Origin of the sequence: Rathayibacter sp. VKM Ac-2926, assembly GCF_022815565.1 — a bacterium.
Lineage (GTDB): Bacteria > Actinomycetota > Actinomycetes > Actinomycetales > Microbacteriaceae > Rathayibacter > Rathayibacter festucae.
The window spans coordinates 343423-366154 of record NZ_JALGRS010000006.1; the positions used below are offsets into that span (position 1 = coordinate 343423).

A 22732-nucleotide genomic window follows, 5' to 3' on the forward strand; every position below is an offset into this window, starting at 1 on the left:
TGGATCGTGCTGAGGTGAGCGGTGATGCGGGAGTCCCGGCGGCGGTCGGCGTCACTTGACGGAGCCGATGGAGAGTCCGCCCTGCCAGTACTTCTGCAGGGTGAGGAACGAGACGATCAGCGGGATGACGGAGATCAGGGCGCCGACGATGACGAGGTTCCACAGCGACTGGCCGCCGGTGTTGACCGACGCCTGGGTCTGCCAGGTGCCGAGTCCGACGGTGACCGGGAAGAGCTGCGAGTTCGAGAGCATCACGAGGGGGAGGAAGTAGTTGTTCCAGGTCCCGACGACGGAGAGCAGCAGCACCGTCACGAGTGCGGGGCGCAGCAGCGGCAGGGCGACGCGGAAGAAGACCGTGATCTCGCCGGCTCCGTCCATCCGGGCGGCGTCCAGCATCTCCTCCGGCACCGCGTCCTGCGTGTAGACGCGCATGAGGTAGACGGCGAACGGGTTGAGCATCGAGGGCAGGATGACCGCCCACACGGTGTTGGTGAGCTGGGCGGTGCTGAACATGACGAACAGCGGGATGACCAGGGCCGTCGCCGGCACCATCACCGACCCCAGGACCAGCGAGAAGAAGGCGTTGCGGCCCTTGAAGGCGTAGGCCGCGAAGCCGTAGCCGGCGAGCACCGACAGCACCGTCGCTCCGAGTCCGCCGGCGAAGGCGTAGAGGAACGAGTTGCCGAGCCACTTCCAGTAGAGGCCGTTCGAGTAGGTGAACAGCGAGCCGATGTTGGTGAAGAACTCGAAGGAGTCGCCGAACCACAGCGGGCTGACGGTGCCCGAGAACAGGCCGACCTGGTCCTTGGTCGAGGCCACGACGAGCCACCAGAACGGGAGCGCGAAGTAGACGACGAAGGCGAGCAGGATCACGTGCGGGAGCAGCTGGCGGCCGCCGCGGCGGCTCCGCGCCCGGACGGCGTCGTCGCGTCGCTGGACGCGGTCGCGCTTGGGGGCGAGCGAGAGGGTGCTCATGAGAGTCCGTTCCTCTTCTTGGTGGCCATCAGGAACAGGTAGGACCCGAGGAACACCACGAGACCCAGCGCGAAGGAGATCGCGGAGGCGTAGTTGAACTGGTTGTAGGAGAAGGCGAGCGTGTACGCGTAGATGTTCGGCGTGTACGACGCGTCGATCGAGCCCGACGCCAGCGAGCGCAGGATCTGCGGCTCGGTGAAGAACTGCAGCGTGCCGATGAGGGCGAAGACGAGGATCAGCACCATCGAGGAGGAGATCATCGGGATCTTGATCCGCAGCGCCGTCTGGATCGCGCTCGCGCCGTCCAGGCGTGCCGCCTCGTAGACCGCGGGGTCGATGCCCTGCAGGGCCGCGTAGATGATGATCATGTAGTAGCCGGCCCACTGCCAGGTGACGACGTTGACCAGGCTGCCGAAGATCGAGTCCTTGCCCAGCAGGTTCGGCGCGTCGAGACCGAGCCAGCCGAACACCTCCGTGGCGGGCCCGAAGGACGGGCTGTAGAGGAAGCCCCACATCAGGGCGCCGATCACGGCGGGCACCGCGTAGGGCACGAAGATCATCAGCCGGGCGAACCGCGAGAACCGCGAGGTGAGCGCGTCCAGCATCAGCGCGGCGATCAGCGAGACCAGCATCTGGATCGGGATCAGGATGAGGGCGAAGCGCACCACCAGCCAGACGCCCTCGAGGAAGAGGGGGTCCGAGAAGGCCTTGGCGTAGTTCGCGAACCAGACCCACTGATTGCCGGTGGCGACGGTCTTGTTCTGCAGGCTCAGGATGAACGAGTAGATCAGCGGCGTGATCAGGAAGACCACGAGGAAGATCCCGAACGGGGCGACGAAGACCCAGCCCCAGCGGGCGCGCCGCGAGGCGACGACTCCGGCGCGCGGCTTCTTCGGACGGGTCTCGGCCGGGGTTGCGGTGGCGGCGGGGGCGGGGACGACGAGGTTGGACATGGTGCTCCTTCGAGGAGGGACGGGGCGGCCGCCGCCCTCGCGGACGGCGGCCGCCGATCGTCAACCGACCGTGTAGCCCTGGCCCGCGGCGTACTCGCTGACCGCGGTCTGATAGGTCGAGAGGGCGTCCGCGACGCCCGAGTCACCGCTGTTCACGGCGTTCACCGCCTCGGTGAGCTTGTCGTAGGCGAAGTTCTGGAACGGCGAGACCTGGAAGCCCTGGTACTCCGTGGCGGCGGAGAGGAAGACGTCCTTGTTGATCTGCTGACCGCCGAAGAAGTCGTACTCGAGGTTCGCGAAGTAGTCCGACTCGAGGATCGGCTTCCACAGCGGGAACAGAGCGCCCTTCTCGATGCCGATCTTCCAGGCCTCCTCGGTGCCGAAGATCTCCTTCGCCACCGTCGCGGCCGCTTCCTTGTCCTCGGCCTGGCTGGTCACCGCGAAAGCGGATCCGCCGATGTTGATCTGGGTCGGCTCGGCACCCTCCCACTGCGGGACCGGTGCGGCACGCCACACGGCGTCGGTGTCGGCGCCCTCGAAGCCCTTCAGGTAGCCGGGCAGCCAGGCGGCGGCGACGACCGAGGCGTAGGTGCCGTCGACCAGGTGGGTGTTGTAGTCGGTGGTCGAGGCGTCCTCGGTGCCGACCAGGCCCTTCTGCACCAGGTCGCTCCAGTAGTCCATGACCTTCGCGCTGGCCTCGTCGTCGAGGTCCACCGTGACGTCCGTGCCGTCGACGGTGTAGGGCACCGAGCCGGCCTGCGCGAAGAGCGCCTGCTGGTAGGCGCGGCCGTTGCCGGGGAAGTCCGTCATGAGCGTGGTGGAGCCGGCGTCCTTGAGAGCCTGCGCCGCTGCGGCGTACTCCTCCCAGGTCGTCGGGACGGGGATGCCGTACTGGTCGAGGATGTCCTGGCGGTAGAGCATCCCGACGGGTCCGCCGTCGACGGGGATCGCGTAGGTGGCGTCGCCGCTGGAGACGTCGGCCCAGGCGCCCTCGGAGTAGTTGCTCTGCACGTCGCCCGCGCCGTACTCGGTGAGGTCGACGAGCGCGTCCTGCGGGATGTAGCTCTGCACGACCTCGCTCTCGAGCATGACGACGTCGGGTGCGCCCGAGCCGGCCTGCACGGCGGTGGTGAGCTTGGTGTACTCGTCGTTGCCGGCGCCGGCGTTGCTCCAGCAGATCTGGACGTCGTCGTGGCTGTTGTTGAAGAGGTCGACGATCCCCTCGAACTCCGGGTACCAGGCCCACATCGTGACGACCTTGGCGTCCTCGTTCACGATCGTGTTCTCGCAGGTGGCGGCGTCGCTCCCTGCGGAGCAGCCGGTGAGGGCGGCCGCGGAGGCGGCGACGGCCACCCCCGCCGCGAGCATTCTCTTCGTGTGACGCATCATTGCGTGTCCTTTCGGATACGGCCGTCGTCGGCCGGGAAGGGGGATCGTCCTGGAGCAGGTCGTTTGTACAACGATGGAAAACAACGTTGTAGAAATGATGATGCGGAGTTCGTCGGCGAGTGTCAAGAGCGCGGTCGCCGTCCGCGACGCAACCGTGACAACGCGCTACGGCGCGGTCGACTCCCGCGACGTCACCGAGAAACCGGCCTCGTGCAGCGTCGGCGGCGCGAGGAGCGAACCCTCGATCCGCCCCTTCAGCACCTCGACGGCGGTCCGCGCGATCTCGTCGCGACCCGGATCGATGCTCGACAGGCTCGGGACCGAGTACCGCGATTCGTCGACGTCGTCGAAGCCGATGACCGCGACGTCCCCGGGGATGCTCAGCCCCTGCACCTGCAGCGCGCGGATGGCGCCGAGCCCGAGGGAGTCGTTCAGGGCGAAGACGGCGTCGAAGTCGACCCCGGACTCCAGGACCCTGCACATCGCCGCGTTGCCGTTGGCGCGGTGCCACGGTCCGGAGTAGCTGACGAGGCGCTCGTCGTAGGCGATGCCCGCCGCCTCCAGGGCCTCGCGGTACCCCCGCATCCGCAGCGCGGCCGAGCCGACGTCCTCGTTCTCGTGCGCCCCGAGGGCGACGATCCGCCGCCGGCCGGACTCGATCAGGTGGGTCGTCGCGGCGCGGGCGGCGGCGACGTTCTGCATGGTCACGTGGTCGAAGCGCGAGGTGAAGATCCGCTCGCCCAGCAGGACCAGCGGGTAGTCGACCGCGAGCGCCGGCTCATCGGCCATCGCCATCCCCAGAGGGCTGAAGAGCAGTCCGTCCGTGAGCTGGCGCCGCGAGCTGCGCAGGACGTCCCGCTCGCGCTGCGGGTCGCCTCCGGTCTGCTCGATCAGCACGGTCAGACCGCGGTCGTCGGCCGCGCGCATGACGCTGTCGGCGAGCTCGGCGAAGTACGCCAGGCTCAGCTCGGGGAGCGCCAGTCCGATGACGTTCGTCCGCCCGCGCCGGAGACTCCGGGCCGAGAGGTTCGGGATGTACCCCAGCTCGGCGATCGCGGCCTCGACCCGCTCGCGGGTCGCCGGCCGCACGTGCGGGTAGTCGTTGATGACGTTGGAGACGGTCTTGATGGAGACTCCGGAGGCCCGCGCCACGTCGTGCAGAGTGATCGCCATCGATCTCCTTCAGTCGGGACCTGCTGAACATACAACGTTGTAGCCGACTCTAGCGCTCCCCTGAACGGGTGCGCCGGAAGGCGCCGCACCGCCCACGGGCCGGGGCGATCCGGGTGATCGGACGTGCGGCGACCGCCTCAGAGGAAGTCGTAGTCCAGCTCGCCCCAGAGCTGCCGGGGGTCGGTGTCCCAGACCCCGATCGGCTCCCGGGAGCGCTCGAGCGCGTCGAGCCGGTCGCGCAGGTCGAGTGCGGAGTCGGTGCCGGACCCGGTCCGCTCGCCCCGCAGCAGGAGCGGGACCCCGACGCCGATGGTCAGGACCACCACCGCCGAGGCGTCGGAGGACGCCGCGTCGGCGAGAGTGACGGTGGCCATCCGGCCGCGGTCGGCCAGCGCCACCGAGTAGCGCAGAACGGCGTCCGCGGCCTCGTCCTCGAGGACGATCGCGCCCCCGGCGTACGACAGAGTCTTCATCTCATGCTCCCCTGGTGCTCTCGACGGATGGACGAGGTCCGACACCGGGGACCAGGATGCGGTCCGCTCACCGTACGCCACCCGGCCGCCGCCGCACAGGGTGGCGCCGGAGGAGCGACGCGACCGCACGCCGGCGCCGATCCGCCCTAGCCCCTGACCGGCGCGCATGTTAACGTGAACACCACCCGCCGGCCCCTCTTCGGCGGCCTGATCCCCCTCACCCAGGAAAGGTCTCGACGATGAGACGACGCTCCCCGGAGCCCCCTGCCACCGCGCCCCGGCGCCGTGCCCGGTCCCTCTTCCTCTCCGCACTCGCGTGCACGAGCGTCGCCCTCGGAGGCGCCCTCGTCCCCGTCTCGGCCCAGGCCGTCGACGTGCCCGCACCCACCGCGCACTACGACATGTCGCACGCCGGGTCCGCCCTGCTCGACATCTCGGGCAACGGCCGCAACGCGACGCTGACCGGCCTCACCGACGCCTCCTTCGCGGACGCCGGCGGCGACCAGGTCGCCCGCTTCAAGTCCGACGGCTACGCGAGCCTCCCGAAGGGACTGGTCACCGGCACCGACAACGCCTTCGCCGTCGAGTACACGGTGAAGACGCAGACCACCGCCAACCAGTTCGGCTGGGTGATCGGCGACGGCGTCGGCCCCTGGAACACCACCCAGCTCGGCAACCACGTCTTCGTGAATCCGCGGAACCCCGACGGCTCCCCGAGCGGCCAGGTCCTCGCCGGCATCCGCGTGAAGGACAGCGGCAACGGCGAGACCCGGATGCCCTTCGGCGGCACCCTCAACCCCGGCTTCACCACCCTCACCCTCGTCGGCACCGGCACCGGAGCGAGCACCACGCTCACCCTCTACCGCGACGGCGTGCAGATCTCGACGGTCACCGCCGCGAAGTCGATGGCGAGCATCGTCCCCTCCGGGAGCACACTCGGCTACCTCGGCCGCTCGCTCTACTCCGGCGACCCGCTGCTCACCGCCGACGTCACCGACGTCAAGTTCTGGGACACGGCGCTCACCGCCGACCAGGTCGCGTCGAGCATGCCGACCGCCGCCGCGAAGGCCGCCGCGACCTCGGCGCTGCTCCGCCCCGACATCCTGCCCGTGCTCCTGGCCGGCAACCCCTCGCTGACCGCCGTCTCGACGAACCTGACGCTCCCCGCGACCAGCAGCGGCGTCCCGCTCACCTGGACCTCCTCGAACCCCGCGGTCGTCTCCGGCACCGGAGTCGTCTCGCGCTCGATCGCGCAGGACACCCCGGTCACCCTCACCGCGACCACCGGCCAGGGCGCCGTGCTGACCTTCGACGTCGTCGTGCTCGCCCCGAGCATCAACGACGACCTCGACGCGCTCGTGCTCGCCACCCGCACCACCGAGAACCTGCCGCTCGCGGTCACAGGAGCCAAGAACGGCACCGCCATCACCTGGACCTCGTCCGACCCGGCGCTCGTCACCCCGACCAGCACCTCGTACACCGCCCCGGCGGTCGGCGCGGCCGACCCGTTCCGCGGCGGCGGCGTCGTCACCCGTCCGGCCTACGGCTCGGGCGACAAGCCCGTCACGCTGACCGCGACCGCGACCCTCAACGGCGTCACCGAGACCCGCTCCTTCTCGCTGACGGTGGCCGAGCTCGGCCGCACCGCTCCCGACGCGGGCTACGCCTCGGCGTACTTCAAGTCCGACGGCGACGAGAAGATCTACCAGGCGGCGACGTCCGGCAACGACTTCTTCACCTTCTCGCCGGTGAACGGCGGCAAGGCGGTCATCACCTCGACGACCGACACCAGGGGCCTGCGCGACCCGTTCATCCTCCGCTCGCACAACGGCGACAAGTACTACATGGTCGCCACCGACCTCTGCATCTCCTGCGGCACCGGCTGGGGCGACGCGCAGTCCAAGGGCAGCCTCAAGATCGAGGTCTGGGAGTCGACCGACCTGGTGACGTGGACCCGCACCAACGGCGCCGACACCGGCATCACGGTCAACCAGCCGGCCGCCGGCATGACCTGGGCGCCGGAGGCGTACTGGGACGACGCGCTGCAGTCCTACGTGGTCTTCTTCTCCTCGCGCCTCTACTCCGACGCGACGAAGACCAACAGCGACAAGCTCTACTCCCGCGTCTTCTCGGTGATCACCCGCGACTTCCGCACCTTCACCCAGCCGCCCGCCACTTGGCAGGACACCGGCTACGCGCGGATCGACTCGACGATCACCAAGATCGGCGACTCCTACTACCGCTTCACCAAGAACGAGGAGGGCGCCGCCGCCGGCACCCTCGAGGCCGGGAAGGACATCTTCCTGGAGAAGTCGACGGTGCTCACCGCGCCGACGACCTCGTCGAACTGGAACGCCGACCCGACGAAGACCTGGCAGCTGACCGACACCAACATGACCAAGCTCGAGACCGGTCAGGACGGTGAGGGCCCCGAGATCATCAAGCTGAACGCGGGCGACCCCAACGACACCACCGCGAACGGCGACGGCTACGCCTTCCTCGTCGACAACTACGGCCAGGGCGGCTACAAGGCCTTCGTGACCTCGGGAGCCGCCATCGCCGGCAGCTCGCAGTCGGCCCGCCTGTCGAAGTCGGCCGACTGGAACGTCTCGACCAAGGGCGGCCTCCCCGCCAGCCCGCGGCACGGCGCGTTCGTCAGCGTCCCGCAGACGGTCCTCACTGCGATGAAGAACTGGACCGGCGTCACCGCCGTCGACTCCACCACGACCCTCACCGCCGACGGCCGCACGGTCACGGCGACGGTCGCGGCGGCCGACAGGGGCAACGTCGCCGGCACCGTCACCTTCACCGGCGGCACCTGGAGCTCGACCGTCGCGCTCTCGGGCGGCTCGGCGCGCGCCGTCGTCCCGGCCGGAGTGAGCGGCGTCACCGCCTCCTACAACGGCTACGCCGACGCGCTGGTGCGCACCTCGGCCTCGGCCGCGCTGCCGCTCGACACCCTCGAGCTCGCGCCCGCCGTCTCGACCCGCTGCATCGCCGGCAAGGTCGTGCTCACCGTGACCGTCAAGAACACCGACACCGCAGCGGCCGACATCACCGTCGACTCCGCCTACGGCACGAAGGCGTTCCCGTCGGTCGCCCCGGGCTCCTCCGCCTCGGCCGCCTTCACCACGCGCCTGAAGTCGACCCCCGCCGGCTCCGTCACCGTCACCGGCACCTCCCCGGGCCAGCCCGCCTTCGCCGCCACCCTCCCCTACCCGGCGGCCACCTGCTGACCCCCTGACCCCGAGGCCCCCCTCCCCTCCGCGAGATGCCACTTGTGCACACGACACGCCGTGAAAGGCGAGCACAAGTGGCATCTCGCGGAGGCCGTCAGGGCAGGTCGAGGCGGAAGCCGACGCCGCGGAGGGTGGTGATCGTCACCGCCGCGCCGAGCTTGCGGCGGAGCGCGAAGACGTGGACGTCGAGGGTGCGGGTGGAGCCGAACCAGTTGCAGTCCCAGACCTCGTCGATCAGGGCCTCGCGCGTGAGCACCGCCCCCGGGCGCCGGGCCAGGGCCAGCAGCAGGTCGAACTCCTTGGGTGTCAGAGGGAGCTCGGCACCGTCGAGGTGCACGCGACGGGACGCGGGATCGACGACGACCCGGCCGAGCGACAGGGGCGGCGGCGGGAGGGTAGCCGCCGACCGCGCCCCGGCCGCGCCGACCCTCCGGCTCACCGCCCGGATCCGCGCGATCAGCCCTCGGACGCCGAACGGCTTGATCACGCAGTCATCCGCGCCCACCTCGAGCGCGGCGACGGTGTCGGCCTCGTCGCTCCGCGCGGTGATCACGATGATCGGGACGTCGGCCCTGCGGCGCAGCGTCCGGCAGACGTCGAGCCCGTCCATGTCCGGCAGTCCGAGGTCGAGGAGCACGAGGTCCGGAGGACCGGAGTCGAGCGCCTCCCTGCCCGTCCGCGCCCGGACGACGGCGTAGCCGTACTGCTCGAGCACCGCGGTCACGCAGTCGGCGATCACGGGATCGTCCTCCACCAGCAAGATGAGCACGACTCACTGTGCCACGCCGGGCGGGCGAGCCGCTCCGCTGTCACGGCGTGACGGGCTCCTTCGACGAGTGGTGCTCGATGATCTTCCACTCGCCGTCGATCTCCTCGTAGACGAAGGTGAACCGGGCGTGCACGAGCTCCCCGGTCTCCGCGAGCGCGAAGGTGTAGAGGCCGGTGTTCGAGGCGTAGCCGTCGCCGAGATCACGGACGACGCTCTCGTCGATCGTCCCCGTCGGCCGCTTCTTCAGGAAGGCGTCGAAGTAGCCGATGCGCTCGGCCGAGGTGTCGAGGACCCCGGGTGCGACGGTCGGCAGCAGCACCGCGTCGTCCGCGTACAGCGCGTCCACCTGCGCGGGGTCGCCGGTGGCGAGCGCCGCGTTCCACTCGTCGAACAGCCCCCGCACCTCGGCGTCGGTGGGCGCGGCGACCGCGGCAGCGGCGGTCGCCGTGGACGCGGCCGGCGCGGGAGCGGCGCTGCAGCCGGCGAGCACCAGGAGCAGCGCAGCCGGCGGCGCGAGCACAGCGCCGAGACGGCGGGACGAACGAGCACGAGGAGACGACATGGGATTCCCTTGACGACGAGAGGAGCGGCGGTCCGGCGACGCCGGCACTCCACACTCCGCTCCACCCCGTCAGCGCTCCGTCACCCCTGCATCAAGCGCGCGTCACGATCCCCCCCTCGCCGTTCGGCAGCGTCGGCCCGAGGAGGACGAGGCATGTCGCGCCTCCGCTGCCGCAGGACGCGCAACGACACAGAAGCGGAATCCGATCCCACTACGGTGTGGCAACCCGATCGATCGCGCGAGACGCTGCCGCCGGCCCTCACCGGGCCCGGTCCGCCCGGAGCATCCCGCCCCTCCCACCCAGGAGCAGCCATGCCTCGACGCCTCACCCGACCGACCGCCGTCCTCGCGGCTCTTCTCGCCGTCTGCACCGCCCTTCCCGCGCACGCCGCGACGCCCGGCCCCTCCCCCCTCGACGATCCGCTCGTCGGGGTCAGGATGGAGGAGCTGCGCGTCCTGCCCGCGGACCCGAAGGTCGGACGTCCCGCCGCCGTGTACACGATCGTCGACGACCGGGACATCGCATTCCCGGTGGCGGCGACGCCGCAGCCGGGTGCCGAGGGGTCGGCGTACGACCTGCGGACGGCGACGCCGCTCGCCGCGGTCACCGACGTCGCCAGGGGCCGGACCGCACTCGTGCGCTGCTCGCAGGTGGACGCCGTCCCGGACTCGATCGCGACCGTGTTCGCGAGCCTCTGCCGGGCGGCGAGTGCCGCCGAGATGACCTGGAGGGACGGCAGCTCACTCGGAGTGCCGATCTGGTACGCCCGCGACCTCGACGGGGGTCTGGTCTGCATCACGGGGACGGGAACGGAGTGCCTCACGAGCGAGCCCGGCGTCGATCCGGCGTCGGGTGCCGATCGCTGGCGGGTGTCCGCCGCTCGGTGCAGCTCCGCGGCGGCGGGCTCCCCCCTGCTGCAGGCCTGTGGTCGGCTCCAAGCCGCTCTCGACGACTCCGGCCACTGGATCGCGCAGCGAGCGTACGACCGTCAGCACGCGCGGATGGATCGGCTCTTCTCCCTGGGGCTGAACGACGCGAAGCTCGGAGCGGAGGCGGCGCTCCGCGAGAGGATCGCCGCCTTCGAGCCGCGGATCCACCGCGCGATCGCCGAGCGGAGAAGCGCGTGCCAACCGTTCTGGCTGGCCCTCAGTCTCGGCGTGAGCATGGTCTTCTGCACAGCCGCCGGTCACGATGTGGAGACGCTCGAGGCGGAGCGGAACGCCGTCCGGAACGAGTACGGCGCCCGGGTCGCCGAGGCGCAGGCGGCACTCCGGGCCCGGATGGCGGAGGACTGGCACGAGCTTCACCGCACCTGGGCGGGCGAGGACCCCACCGGCTACGCGGCCCTGCTCCGGGTCGAGAGCAAGGAGCTGTCCGAGTTGAAAGCGTCGGAGGAGGAGTACCGGCGCGCCGCCGACCGTGACGAGGAGACGTTCCGCGAACTGCAGCGGCAGTGGCTCCACGAGCACAGCGCGATCGGGGAGGCGGAGCAGATCCCGCTGATCGGGCCGCTGATCCGGCACATCGAGGAGTACGAGCAGAACCCGAGCGGGACCAACCTCCGCCGCGTGTTCCTCGGAGCACTCGGACCGGCGGGCGAGGCCATCGAGGGCGGGCTGGAGCTCTCCGCCGAGACCGCGCTCAAGACCGGCGAGCAGCGGTTCCTCTCGGACGCGCTGCACGAGATCGGAGGGAAGGACGACTTCGGGACCACGCTCGAGAGCCTCGTCACCGACTTCTCGAAGGACCTCGGCGACGAGGCGGTGGAGGGGGTCCGCGAGAGCGGCCTCTGGAGTGACGCGCCCGGGTCCGACGCTCCGCCCGAGTCGCACTACCAGGACTTCGGGCAGCTCCTCGCCCGGGCTTCGCGGATGATCCCGGAGGCGACTCACAAGTGGCTCCTCGCGAACGGGCCGCTCCGCGACGAGCTGGGGCTCGACGGCACGAAGACCTTCCCCGTGGTCGGCGCCACCAGTGCCGATCTGCGCCAGGCCGCCGCGCAGGTCGCCTTCGAGCGCGGGGTGGAGACGGTGTTCACCCATGCGTTCGGCCCGGACTACGAGGAGGTCGCGCGGCAGAACCCCGCGTGGGCGAGCGCGGAGAGCCGGTCGATCACGGCGGAGCTGCTGAAGGTCCTGACGGATTCCGCGTACCTCGAGCAGATCAGTCCGCTCTGGGTCGCCTCCGACACCCTGGGCGACCGGCCCGCCGCCTTCGTCTACGACGACGATCAGAGCGCGATCCTGCTCAACGAGGACCTCGTGAGGATCACCGACGGCTCCGCGAACCCGGACTTCGCCAAGTTCTACCTCGAGGAGCTCGGTCACTCGCTCAACTGGTGGCGTTGCGCCATCTTCGACGTCGAGGTGAAGCGCTGCAAGGGACAGGGCGATGTCGGCGCCCGCTTCCGCGACGCCGTCATGCTGAGCACTCCGTCGTCCGACCCCGGATTCAGCGCCGCGATCGCGAGCCTCCCGGCCCACGACCAGGACAGCTCCGCGACGGTCCTGTTCACCGGCGGCTCGACCGCGCATCTGGAGGGCTGGAGCTCCTACAGCCTCCTCAACTCGCACATCTCCGGGAAGGGCCGCTTCAGCTTCCTCCTGCGGGCCGGGATCGAGCTCTCCTCCGAGTACCCCGGGGTGAGCGACGAGTTCGACCTGGAGATGTCCGTCGGCGCTCCGTCGATGACGAGGAGCGGCAATCCGTGGGTCACCTCTCCGAACGGGCCGTGCGAGGTCCGGCAGCTCGCTCTCAAGGAGGACTGCAACGTCCCCACGATGTCGATCGCGTTCTCCTTCCGCGACTCGATCAACTACTCGGTCCTGGGGGCGCCGAAGGTGAAGGACACGGCGTTCGCGAAGGCGGGGGTCAATCTGTCTCCGGCGCTCGTCCGGAAGCACGGCGTCCGGCTCTACTTCCAGCCGAAGGCCGGAGAGCCCGACGCGTGGCGCTTCCTGCCCGGCCACACGATCTACTTCAAGCAGTTCAGCCTGGCCGGTGACGGCAAGGTCGACGGCACGAAGATGCTCGACACGTTCGCCGGCAAGCGGATGCCGGCCCCGCACAGGCTCGACGTCGCCGGGAAGGCGACCGTCGAGGGCAGCTACATCGTGGAGATCGCCACCCGGGAGAAGTCGGCGCTGGACACCTGGCTCGCCCTCGACGTCTCGAGTGCGCTGCTCGGCTGCGCCGGTGGCTTCGTCTTCGCGATCGTCGCGGGGCAGGACCCGATCACGGGCTGCCACGTCGGCTCCGATCTCCTCGAGGGGATCGAGACCGCGGCGGAGGCGGCGGACGGGCGGCTCACCAGCTTCCTGACCTCCAACGCCTCCGTCGCCGTGCCCCTCTCCGTGGAGTACAAGGCCACGCGAGCGGCGGGACGCGCCACCGACCTCCCGGCCGATGTGCCGCCGCAGTCCGCAGTGGAGATGTGGGAGGTGGGACCGCCCCCGGCCGCCGCCGCGCACTCCGCCGAGCAGGTCTCCTCCCTGCGGACGAAGGCGAGCACCGCGCTGAAGAAGATGAAGTCGGTGTCCTTCACCGGCCTGGCCGTCTTCCGCCCCCGCATCAGCTGGACGCTCGGGACGCGCACCCTGCACCTCGGCACCCACTCGCTCCCCACCGCGAACCTCATCGAGTAGCCCGGGCCCCCTCCCCCGCCGCGAGATGCCACTTGTGCACGCGACACGCCGTGAGAAGCGTGCACAAGTGGCATCTCGCGGCGGGCGGTCAGCTCGCCGGAGTCAGCAGGTCGGCGTGGTGCACGGCCGCGACGTTGGGGTGCGCGCGCAGGCGGTAGCGCAGCGCGTTCTCGCCGTAGGTCTCGAGGATCGGGCTGTTGGTCGGGTCGACCGAGAGGCCGGACTTCAGCTCCTCGGGCAGCGGCAGCGAGGGCATCGTCGAGTCGAGCGAGGGGTTGAAGAAGAACGGGATCGAGATCCGGTCGGTGCCGATCAGCGGCGAGATCACCCGGTGCAGCGTCGCCTTGAGGTAGCCGCCGGTGGCCAGTTCGAGCATCTCGCCGATGTTGACGACGAACGCCCCGGGCAGCGCCGGCGCCTCGATCCAGGAGCCGTCGTGCTCGACCTGCAGGCCGCCCTTGCCGGGCTCGACCAGCAGCAGGGTCAGCACTCCGCCGTCGCGGTGCGCGCCGACGCCCTGCTTGGGCTCGGGGTCGGAGGTGCCCGGGTAGCGGACGACCTTGACCAGCGAGAACGGCTTCTCGGCGAACGCCTCGTCGAAGACGTCGGCCGGAGCGTCGAGCGCCACGGCCCAGGTGCGCAGCAGGCGGATCGCCACCGCGGCGAGCTCCTCGTGCCAGCGCTCGAAGACGGCGCGGAACTCGGGCAGCGACTCCGGCCAGAGGTTCGGTCCCTCGAGGCGCTGGTAGTCCGGGACGTCGGCGCCGGCCGGCACGGTCTCGCGGTCGATGCCGATGTCGACCTGCTCGCGGTAGTCGACGTCGCCGTTGGTCAGCTCGGCGCCGAAGCGGGTGTAGCCGCGGAACTGCGGGCTGGCCGTGTTCTCGATCGCCAGCTTCTCCTCCTCGGAGAGCTCGAAGAAGCGGCGGGAGACGGCGACCACGTCGTCGAGGAGGTCCTGCGGCACGCCGTGGCCGACGAGGTAGAAGAAGCCCACGTCGTGCGTGGTCTCGCGGAGATCGCGGCGGAACGCGGCGGCTTCCTCCTCTCCCTGGTCGAGGCGGGAGAGGTCGAGGATCGGCAGGGAATCGGTCATGGAGAAAGCCTTGCGCAGTTCGCCTTCTCCGCACCGATTGTTACGACAACTAAATGCGAAGACCCAGCCTGCGTCCGGGGACCGAGGTCTCCGGACGCCGGCTGGGCCCGCGGATGCCGCCGAGTGTTACGGCGTGGGCATGCCGCCGTTGACGTGCAGCGTCTCGCCGACGACGTAGCTCGACTCGGGCGAGGCGAGGAACACGTAGGCCGGAGCGAGCTCCGAGGGCTGACCCCAGCGGCCGAGCGGCGTCTGCGAGCCGACCTCGGGCAGCTTCTCCGGCGGCTGGCCGCCCGCGGTCTGCAGCGGGGTCCAGATCGGACCGGGCGCGACGACGTTCACGCGGATGCCCTTGGGCGCGAGCTGCTGCGAGAGCGCCTTCGAGAACGTGTTGATCGTGGCCTTGGTGGAGGCGTAGTCGACCAGCGTCGGCGACGGCTGGTAGGCCTGGATCGACGAGGTGCTGATGATCGCGGAGCCCGGGGCGAGGTGCGGCACGGCCACCTTCGTCATCCAGAACATCGCGTAGACGTTGGTCTTGAAGGTCTCGTCGAACTGCTCGTCGGAGATGTCGAGGAAGTTCTCGACCGACTGCTGCTTGCCCGCGTTGTTGACGAGGATGTCGAGGCCGCCGAGGCCCTCGACGGCCTTCGCGACGGCGCCGACGGCGAAGTCGTGGTCGGTGATGTCGCCGGGAATGGCGACGGCGACGCGGCCGGCCTCCTCGATGAGGGCGACGACCTTCTTCGCGTCGGACTCCTCCTCGGGCAGGTAGACGATCGCGACGTCGGCGCCCTCGCGCGCATAGGCGATGGCGACGGCCGCGCCGATGCCGGAGTCGCCACCGGTGATCAGCGCCTTGCGGCCCTCGAGGCGGCCAGAACCGCGGTAGGTCGACTCGCCGCGGTCGGCGAGGTCGTCCATCTTCGAGTCGAGGCCGGAGCCCTCCTGATACTGCTCCTCGGTGTCGATGTCGGCGAACATCTTCGTGGGGTCCTGGAACGTGTACTGGTCGGTCGTGTTCTCGGAAGTCATGTCCTCGACGCTAGGCGCGGGCACGGCGGCAGCGCGCGTGGTTGACAGCTCAGGATCCGCGCGGCAGAGCGGATGCCCAGCCCGCTTCCAGGTTCGACGTCCGCAGACGCGCTGAGAGGCTGACCACGGCCCCCGCTTCCGGGAGAATGGCCCGGTGACCCGCGACGACTCCCCGGCCTTCGACCCCACCGCCCCGCTGCCCGGCTGGCAGCACGCCTACTCCGGCAAGGTGCGCGACCTCTACACCCCCGACGACTCCGACCCGGTGCTCGGCGCCGACCGGATGCTCGTCGTCGCGAGCGACCGGGTCAGCGCCTTCGACACGATCCTCGAGCCCGGCATCCCCGGCAAGGGCGAGCTGCTGACGGAGCTGTCGCTGTGGTGGTTCGGCCAGCTGGCCGATGTGCCCAACCACCTCGTCCCGGGAGAGATCCCCGAGGCCGTGCGCGGCCGCGCCATGCTCGTGAAGACGCTCGACATGTTCCCGATCGAGTGCGTCGTGCGCGGCTACCTCTCCGGCAGCGGCTTCAAGGAGTACCGCGCGACCGGCACCGTGTCCGGCGTCGCGCTCCCCGAGGGCCTCGACGACGGCGACGTGCTGCCCGAGCCGATCTACACCCCCGCCTGGAAGGCGCCCCAGGGCGAGCACGACGAGAACATCTCGTTCGAGCGGACCGTCGAGCTCGTCGGCGAGGACGCGGCGGAGGCGCTGCGCACCCTCTCGCTGCACGTCTACCGGGAGGCGGCCGCGATCGCGCTGCGCAGCGGCGTCATCCTGGCCGACACCAAGTTCGAGTTCGGCGTGGACCGGGCGACGGGAGTCGTCACCCTCGGCGACGAGGTGCTGACGAGCGACTCCTCGCGCTACTGGGACGCGGTCGACTACGACGCGGGCGTGCGCGGGCAGTCCTTCGACAAGCAGATCGTCCGGGACTGGCTCGCGGACAACTGGGACGGCCAGGGCGAGCCGCCCCGGCTCCCGCACGAGATCGTCGTCCGGACCGCCGGTCGCTACCGCGAGCTGATCGAGCGCCTCACCCGCTGAGCGCGCCGCCCCGCGGGAGCAGGGCGGCGGGCTGCAGGGCCGCGGGCTGCAGGACTGCGGGCTCAGACCGCGGGATGCGGTCCGCGCTCGAAGATCCCGGAGAGCCCCTCGAGGATCGCGGCGAAGCGCACCGACTCGGCGTCGGCGACCGAGTCGGTGAGGGTGCGGACCTCGCCGTAGACCCGCTCGTCGGTCTCGCCGAGCGCCGTCTCGGCCCGGCCGGTCAGGCAGAGGATCCGGCCGCGGCCGTCGGAGGGATCGAGCACGCGGTCCACGTAGCCGGCGCGGGAGAGCCGGTCGACGAGGATCGAGACGGCCGCCGTCGTCAGACCGATCGCCCCGGCCAGATCGACCGCGCGGATGATCTCGTTCCGCCCGGCGCCGGCGCCGATCAGACGCAGGGCGGCCAGGTCGGTCGCGCCGATGCCCAGCCGGCGCTCGACGCGCGCGTCGTAGCTCCGCTCCACGGTCCGCAGCCGGGCCAGCAGTGCGAACAGATCCGGTCGATCGTCCATGGGTCGCCCTCCTGACGGCAGGCGCCCCGATCGGGAACTCGCTCCGACCATGCAACCACTTCTCGGCAGCCCGCGGGCGCCCTCCGGGAAACGCAGCACGCGCTGTCCCGGAAACGCACTGCTCGCCGAGCATTTAGCTAACCGATTTAGTCAATAAAGTACGCTGTTCTGTGGTGCGCCCCCCTCGGTGGACCGGAAACGGCGGAGGAGAGTCGACGATGGGACGCCTGCTGTACGGGGCACCGCCGAGTGCGCACCGGTTCGAGGACCGCACCCTCGCGCACCTGCAGAGCGTGATCACCGCGCGGTTCCGCCGCGGCGAGGGCTTCCTGCTCACCACTGAGGACGACGACGGGCGACTGTCCGAGCTCTGGCTGCACCCCTCCATCGCCACGCGCTACGAGTACGACGCCGAGGGGCAGCACGACCTCAATCCGCACTGGCTGCGCGCGCTGACCGCGGCCTCGCACGGCCGGATCGGACTGCACGTCGTCGCCGAGCCCGAGAGCGCTCCCGATCCCCGGGCCAGGAGGATCCTGGCGTGAGCGACCACAACGGCACGCTCTTCCGGCGCGGCGGCACCGTCCGCTTCGTCCGCTGGGTGTCCTCGCGCGACGGGGGCTGGGCTCCGGAGATCATCCAGGGGCGCTACCTCGAGCGCGACGACGCCGGCTGGCTCGTCGACATCGACGGCACGCCCACCCTGCTGACGAAGGACGACTGGGCGGTCTACCGCTGACTCCGCCGACGGCACCGGCCGCCGCGTAGTGTGGCGAGAGTGCCTCCCGTCGCCCGCCGCGGCATCACCTCGGCCCCGTTCCTCCTGACCACCGCCGGCACGACCGCGCTCGTCTTCCTCTGCGCGTTCGAATCGCTCGCGGTGACGACGATCATGCCGATCATCAGCGCCGACCTCGACGGCCGGGCGCTCTACTCGCTCGCCTTCGCGGCCACCCTCGCCGCGGCCGTGGTCGGTATGGTCACGGCGGGCTCCTCGGCGGACCGCCGGGGACCGACCCCGGCGCTGATCGCGGCGATCCTGCTCTTCACGCTCGGCCTGATCGCGGCGGGGACGGCGACGTCGATGCCGGTCTTCGTCGGCGCGCGCCTGCTGCAGGGCCTCGGGAGCGGAGGGATCACCGTCACGCTCTACGTGCTCGTCGCCCGGGTCTTCCCCGCCGAGCTGCACCCCCGGATCTTCGGCGCCTTCGCCGCAGCCTGGGTGGTGCCCTCGCTGGTCGGGCCGCTCGCCGCGGGCCTCGTCGCCGAGCTGACGAGCTGGCACTGGGTGTTCCTCGGCGTCGTGGCGCTGGTGGCCGTGGCGAGCGCGGTCATCGCGCCGACGCTGCGCGCGCTCGAGCCGCAGGCGCTGCGGCCCTTCGACCGGAGCGCGATCGGCCGCGTCGTCCGCGCCGTCGTGGTGGCCGCCGCCGTCGTCGTGCTGAGCACGAGCGCGGAGATCGCTCCGGACGCGGCGGGAGTAGTGGCCGCCGTCGCGATCGCGGTGGTGATCCTCGCGGTCCGCGCCCTGCTGCCGGTCGGCACGCTGCGAGCGCGCGGTGTCCTGCCGTCGACGATGCTGCTCCGGGCCCTCGTCGCGGCCGCCTTCTTCGGCACCGAGGTCTACCTCCCGCTGCTGCTCAGCGAGCGGTACGGACTCCCGCCGTGGCTGTCCGGGGTCGCGCTCACCGCCGGCGCCGTCTCCTGGGCGCTGGGCTCGCAGCTGCAGGGCCGGCCGGGCACCCGCCTCTCGCACGGCGGCGCGATGCGGCTCGGAACCGGGCTGCTGCTCGCCGGCATCGTCGTCGTGCTGCTGACGGTCGTGCTCGCGCTCTCGCCGATCGTCGCCGGAGTCGGCTGGTTCCTCGCGGGCGGCGGGATGGGCGCGATGTTCCCGCGGATGGGCACGCTGACGCTCGGCCTCTCGGCGCCGGGGCGCGAGGGCTTCAACAGCTCGGCGCTGCAGATCGCCGACTCGACCGGCGGCTCGGTCTCGCTCGCGCTCACCGGGCTGCTCGCCGCCGCGGTGACCGGTCTGATCGGGAGCGGCGCCGCCGTCTTCACGGCCACCTTCGCCTACGGCGCGCTGATCGCCGTCGCGGCGGTGGCGCTGGCGATCCGGCTGAGCGGGCTCCTCCGGCTCGAGGGCCGGGAGGAGCCCGCCGCACGGGATCGGGCCTAGGCCCGGTGCGGGCGCGGGGTCAGCTGTAGAGCGACTCCGGCACGTCGAGTCCGTAGATCGCGCGGCCCGAGCTCCAGATCACCGAGCAGGCGGCGCGCAGCAGGTCGGTCTCGTCGGAGCCGGCGTCGACGATCACGACGGAGTCGCCGTCGAGCCGGACCTTCGCCGAGCGCACCGAGTGCGTGCCGTTCCGGGCGACGACGGTCGCCGGGTACGGCGCGTCCAGCTCGCGCAGGTCGGCCAGGATGTAGGTCGGCCGCAGCTTCGGCTCGGCCGCGAGCAGCTGCTTCGCCCGGTCGATGCCGGTCAGCACGAGCACGCTCTCCATGCCGGAGGTGTTCGCCCCGGCGATGTCGGTGTCGAGCCGGTCGCCGATGAACAGCGGATTCGTCGAGCCGAACCGCGCGGTCGCCGCGTCGAAGATCGCGCGCTCCGGCTTTCCCGCGACGACGGGGAGGCGCCCGACCGCGGTGTGCACGGCGGAGACGAGCGTGCCGTTGCCCGGCGCGATGCCGCGGGCGACGGGGATCGTCCAGTCGGTGTTGGTGGCCACCCACGGGATGCCCGTGTGCAGCGCGAACGACGCCTCGGCGAGCTCGGCCCAGCCGACCGACTGCGCGAAGCCCTGGACGACGGCGGCCGGTGAGTCCTCCGCACTGCGGGTGACGGTGAAGCCGGCCCGCTCGACCTCGGTGGTGAGGCCCTCCCCGCCGACGACCAGGACGGTCGAGCCGGCCGGGATCAGATCGGCGAGCAGCACGACGGCCGCCTGCGGCGAGGTGACCACGTCCTCCGGGCGCACGGCGAGGCCGAGGTCGGAGAGGTGGCCGGCCACCGAGACGTCGGTGCGCGAGGCGTTGTTGGTGATGTAGCCGACGCGGACCGTCTCGGCCGCGCGGTTCAGGCTCTCGACGGCGTACGGGATCGCGTCGGCGCCCTTGTAGACGACCCCGTCGAGGTCGGCGAGGACGCAGTCGCGCCCGTCGAGGGGGCTGGGCTCAGGCTTCGGGCTTCGGAACATCGGCGCCGTCCTCCTCGGTGTCGGTGGGGGTGGTGGTGTCGGTGTCGTCTGCGGACTCCGCGTCGGTGGACGCCGCGGTGGTCTCGTCCGCGGGCTGCTCGTCGCCGGTCTCCTCGGCGGCGTCCTCCACAGACAGTGCCTCGGGCGTCGAATCGGCGAGGGCCTCCTCGAAGTCCGCGTCGGACAGGTCCGCGTCGTCGAGCGCGGCCTGGTTCTCGATCGCGTCCGCGGCCGTCGTCTCGGCGGAGACATCGGAGTCGGTGGTCTCGTCGTCCTCCACCGGTGCACCGGCGTCGGCGGGCTCGTCGATTTCGGCGGACTCGTCCGTCTCGGCGGGCTCGTCGATCTCGAGGGGCTGGTCGATCTCGGGAACGTCCTGCTCGGCGAGCTCAGCCGAGTCGGGGTCGAGGCTGTCGTCCTCGTCCTCGTCCTCGTCGTCGATGTCGAGCGAGTCGTCCAGGTCGGCCTCGGGGGCCGCGTCGGTCTCGGGGGCTGCGTCGGTCTCGGGGGCTGCGTCGGCGGCGACCAGGCCCGAGAGCTCGGCGCGGGTGGCGGGCACGTACTCGCCCTCCTCCTCGACGACCTCGATGGTCTCGTCGTCGCCGCCGCCCTCGGCCGCGAAGACGGCGCGCGCGGCGATGTCCGCGCGGCGCTGCCACTCGGCGGCTTCCTCGGCACGGCCGACCTCCTCGAGGACGAGCGCGTACGCGGCGAAGAGGTCGGGGCTGTAGGAGAAGGCGCGGTCGGGGTCGAGCTGCGGGATCTCGAGCTCCATCAGCGCCAGCTCGCCCTGACCGAGGTCGAGGCGCGCCCCGGACATCGCGATCGCGAGCGACACCTGGGCACCGGGGCTCAGCATGCTGCGGTCCACGGAGCGGCCGAGCTCGAGCGCCTTGTCGGGCCGCCCCACGCCGCGCTCGCTGTCGACCATCAGGGGGACCTGCTCGTCCGAGCCGGAGATCCGGCGGTAGGTGCGCAGCTCGCGCAGCGCGAGCGCGAAGTCTCCGGTCGCATAGGCCGAGATGGCCAGCGATTCGCGGACGACCGCGATCCGGCCGGCCCGGCGCGCGGCCGACAGCACGTGCCGGTGCGCGAGGTCCGGGTCCTCCTCGAGGAGGCGGCCCGCCATCACCAGGTGACGCGCGACCCACTCCGCGTTGTCCTTGGACAGCGTGCGCAGCTCGTTGCGGGCGACCTTGTCGAGATCCTTCGCCTGGACGTCGTCCGGCAGATCCGGGTCGTCGTGCCGAGGGCGTACCGACTGGAGGGAGCGACGCTCACGCTCCTCCTCGGTGAGCTCCGGCTCCTCGCGCGGAGCGCCGCGGCCGGCGTACCCGCCGCCGAACCCGCCACGGCCGCCCGCGCGATCGCCACCGCCCCGACGCTCGTCGAAGCGCCCGCCACGCGAGTCACCGTCCCGACGCGGACGAGAGTCTCCGTCACGCGAGGGACGGGAGTCACCCTCACGGCGAGGGCGGGAATCGCCATCACGAGACGGACGGAAGTCGCCCTCACGACGCGGACGGGAGTCACCATCACGAGAAGGACGGAAGTCGCCCTCACGACGAGGACGGGAGTCACCGTCACGCGAGGGACGGAAGTCGCCCTCACGACGCGGACGGGAATCACCGTCACGAGAGGGACGTGCCTCGCCGTAGCGGGGACGAGAGTCGCCATCACGCGAGGGACGGAAGTCGCCCTCACGACGCGGACGAGAGTCACCATCACGAGAAGGACGGGAATCGCCCTCACGACGCGGACGGGAATCACCGTCATGAGAAGGACGGGAATCGCCGTACCGGGGACGAGAGTCACCGTCACGCGAGGGACGGGACTCACCATCGCGGCGGGGGCGGGAGTCACCATCACGAGAAGGACGGACGTCGCCCTCACGACGCGGACGGGAGTCGCCACCACGAGAAGGACGGAAGTCGCCCTCACGACGCGGACGGGAATCACCCTCACGGGAAGGACGCGCATCGCCGTCACGGCGAGGGCGGGAGTCGGCGTCACGAGAGGGACGGAAGTCGCCCTCACGACGCGGACGGGAATCACCGTCACGGGAAGGACGGGAGTCGCCGGCCCGAGGAGGGCGGGCGTCACCGTCGCGGCGCGGACGGGAGTCGCCGCCGGAGTACGGACGAGAGTCGCCGTCCCGCCGCGGCCGGGAGTCTCCGCCACGGTCCGGACGGCCGGCTCCGTCACGGCGCGGAGCGTCCGAGCGCGCTCCGGAGTCGTTCGCGCGGTACGGACGGGAGTCTCCACCGCGAGCGGGCCGCTCGCCGTCTCGAGCTCCGCCTCGCGGGGAGGAGGAGCGGTCGCCGCCGGCAGCGCGGGGCGGGCGCTCGTCGCGCCGGTCCTGTCCGCGGTCGTTGCGGTCGGATGCTGCGTCGTCCATGCGTTCCTCGCCTGTCGTGGTGGAGCTCTGTGGAGTTGACCCGTCCGTGAGGACGGGGATCGGCGGCCCGTGAGCCGCCAGCCACCACCCTAACCCGCACCATGGCGGATGCCACGGGGGTCGAGGTGCTGGATCTTCCGGTTCCGTCTGCGGAACCTCTGGTTAAACAGCGATGGCCACCCATCTCTGGGTGGCCATCGTGAATTGGTGTCCGGCGGTGTCCTACTCTCCCACAGGGTCCCCCCTGCAGTACCATCGGCGC

Annotated in this window: 19 protein-coding genes; 7 read left to right on the forward strand and 12 right to left on the reverse strand. The window is 71.2% G+C overall.

The annotated features are described in order from the left end of the window. Positions 1–51: 51 nt before the first annotated feature. The 5 genes from MT351_RS11040 to MT351_RS11060 form a co-directional block, all read right to left on the reverse strand. A complete protein-coding gene (locus tag MT351_RS11040; RefSeq protein WP_123444558.1) occupies positions 52–975 on the reverse strand; it encodes a carbohydrate ABC transporter permease in 924 nt (307 codons plus the stop codon). Then, complete coding sequence (locus tag MT351_RS11045) at positions 972–1928, reverse strand: carbohydrate ABC transporter permease (RefSeq protein WP_123737625.1); 957 nt, start codon at positions 1926–1928, stop codon at positions 972–974. Before MT351_RS11045 ends, MT351_RS11040 begins: the two co-directional genes overlap by 4 nt. A 60-nt stretch (positions 1929–1988) precedes the next feature. Next, positions 1989–3314: an ABC transporter substrate-binding protein gene (locus MT351_RS11050; RefSeq protein ID WP_165909066.1), complete on the reverse strand. Its 1326-nt coding sequence runs from the start codon at positions 3312–3314 to the stop codon at positions 1989–1991. A 168-nt stretch (positions 3315–3482) separates the two neighbouring features. Beyond that, positions 3483–4490, reverse strand: coding sequence for a LacI family DNA-binding transcriptional regulator (locus MT351_RS11055; RefSeq protein ID WP_123737624.1), 1008 nt, complete (start codon positions 4488–4490; stop codon positions 3483–3485). Positions 4491–4627: 137 nt separating this feature from the next. Next, positions 4628–4963: a hypothetical protein gene (locus MT351_RS11060; protein WP_123444562.1), complete on the reverse strand. Its 336-nt coding sequence runs from the start codon at positions 4961–4963 to the stop codon at positions 4628–4630. A gap of 239 nt (positions 4964–5202) precedes the next feature. Between MT351_RS11060 and MT351_RS11065 the strand changes: the two genes are divergently transcribed. Further along, positions 5203–8199: an immunoglobulin-like domain-containing protein gene (locus MT351_RS11065; RefSeq protein WP_243582185.1), complete on the forward strand. Its 2997-nt coding sequence runs from the start codon at positions 5203–5205 to the stop codon at positions 8197–8199. Positions 8200–8296: 97 nt separating this feature from the next. On the opposite strand, the gene MT351_RS11070 is transcribed toward MT351_RS11065, so the two are convergent. Together MT351_RS11070 and MT351_RS11075 are read right to left on the reverse strand one after the other, a co-directional pair. Next, positions 8297–8971 carry a response regulator transcription factor gene (locus MT351_RS11070; protein WP_132436499.1) on the reverse strand — a complete coding sequence of 225 codons (675 nt, stop codon included), beginning with the start codon at positions 8969–8971 and terminating at the stop codon, positions 8297–8299. 40 nt (positions 8972–9011) lie between these two features. Next, positions 9012–9533, reverse strand: a complete 522-nt coding sequence (locus tag MT351_RS11075) for an SgcJ/EcaC family oxidoreductase (protein WP_123737621.1) — start codon at positions 9531–9533, stop codon at positions 9012–9014. Positions 9534–9845: 312 nt separating this feature from the next. Here MT351_RS11075 and MT351_RS11080 point away from each other — a divergent pair, with 312 nt between their 5' ends. Then, positions 9846–13178 carry a hypothetical protein gene (locus tag MT351_RS11080; protein WP_243582187.1) on the forward strand — a complete coding sequence of 1111 codons (3333 nt, stop codon included), beginning with the start codon at positions 9846–9848 and terminating at the stop codon, positions 13176–13178. 88 nt (positions 13179–13266) lie between these two features. Here the strand turns inward: MT351_RS11080 and MT351_RS11085 are convergent, their stop codons facing one another. Both MT351_RS11085 and MT351_RS11090 read right to left on the reverse strand, forming a co-directional pair. Then, positions 13267–14274 carry an isopenicillin N synthase family oxygenase gene (locus MT351_RS11085; protein WP_132436495.1) on the reverse strand — a complete coding sequence of 336 codons (1008 nt, stop codon included), beginning with the start codon at positions 14272–14274 and terminating at the stop codon, positions 13267–13269. 126 nt (positions 14275–14400) lie between these two features. Further along, positions 14401–15309, reverse strand: coding sequence for a glucose 1-dehydrogenase (locus MT351_RS11090; RefSeq protein WP_279398233.1), 909 nt, complete (start codon positions 15307–15309; stop codon positions 14401–14403). Between the two features lie 154 nt (positions 15310–15463). On the opposite strand from MT351_RS11090, the gene MT351_RS11095 reads away from it, so the two are divergent. Next, positions 15464–16354, forward strand: a complete 891-nt coding sequence (locus MT351_RS11095; protein ID WP_132436491.1) for a phosphoribosylaminoimidazolesuccinocarboxamide synthase — start codon at positions 15464–15466, stop codon at positions 16352–16354. Between the two features lie 62 nt (positions 16355–16416). On the opposite strand, the gene MT351_RS11100 is transcribed toward MT351_RS11095, so the two are convergent. Beyond that, on the reverse strand, positions 16417–16869 hold the full coding sequence (locus tag MT351_RS11100; RefSeq protein WP_165909065.1) for a MarR family winged helix-turn-helix transcriptional regulator: 453 nt from the start codon (positions 16867–16869) through the stop codon (positions 16417–16419). Between the two features lie 218 nt (positions 16870–17087). On the opposite strand from MT351_RS11100, the gene MT351_RS11105 reads away from it, so the two are divergent. From MT351_RS11105 to MT351_RS11115, 3 genes are read left to right on the forward strand one after another with little or no spacing between them, the layout of a single operon-like run. Then, positions 17088–17414 carry an ATP-dependent DNA ligase gene (locus MT351_RS11105; RefSeq protein ID WP_123706624.1) on the forward strand — a complete coding sequence of 109 codons (327 nt, stop codon included), beginning with the start codon at positions 17088–17090 and terminating at the stop codon, positions 17412–17414. Further along, positions 17411–17608 carry a hypothetical protein gene (locus MT351_RS11110; protein WP_123706625.1) on the forward strand — a complete coding sequence of 66 codons (198 nt, stop codon included), beginning with the start codon at positions 17411–17413 and terminating at the stop codon, positions 17606–17608. The genes MT351_RS11105 and MT351_RS11110 overlap by 4 nt, the downstream gene beginning before the upstream one ends. Before the next feature lie 39 nt (positions 17609–17647). After that, positions 17648–19051, forward strand: coding sequence for an MFS transporter (locus MT351_RS11115; protein ID WP_243582188.1), 1404 nt, complete (start codon positions 17648–17650; stop codon positions 19049–19051). Positions 19052–19070: 19 nt separating this feature from the next. Here MT351_RS11115 and MT351_RS11120 read toward each other — a convergent pair whose 3' ends face one another. Together MT351_RS11120 and MT351_RS11125 are read right to left on the reverse strand one after the other, a co-directional pair. Beyond that, positions 19071–20072, reverse strand: coding sequence for an HAD-IIA family hydrolase (locus MT351_RS11120; RefSeq protein ID WP_132436489.1), 1002 nt, complete (start codon positions 20070–20072; stop codon positions 19071–19073). Beyond that, entirely contained in the window at positions 20050–21201 is a 1152-nt protein-coding gene (locus MT351_RS11125) for a hypothetical protein (protein ID WP_243582189.1), read from the reverse strand. The genes MT351_RS11120 and MT351_RS11125 overlap by 23 nt, the downstream gene beginning before the upstream one ends. Here MT351_RS11125 and MT351_RS11130 point away from each other — a divergent pair. Beyond that, the gene (locus MT351_RS11130) at positions 21160–22509 is read left to right on the forward strand and encodes a hypothetical protein (RefSeq protein WP_207901667.1); all 1350 of its coding nucleotides are present in this window, start codon (positions 21160–21162) and stop codon (positions 22507–22509) included. The genes MT351_RS11125 and MT351_RS11130 overlap by 42 nt on opposite strands. Positions 22510–22732: the final 223 nt, after the last annotated feature.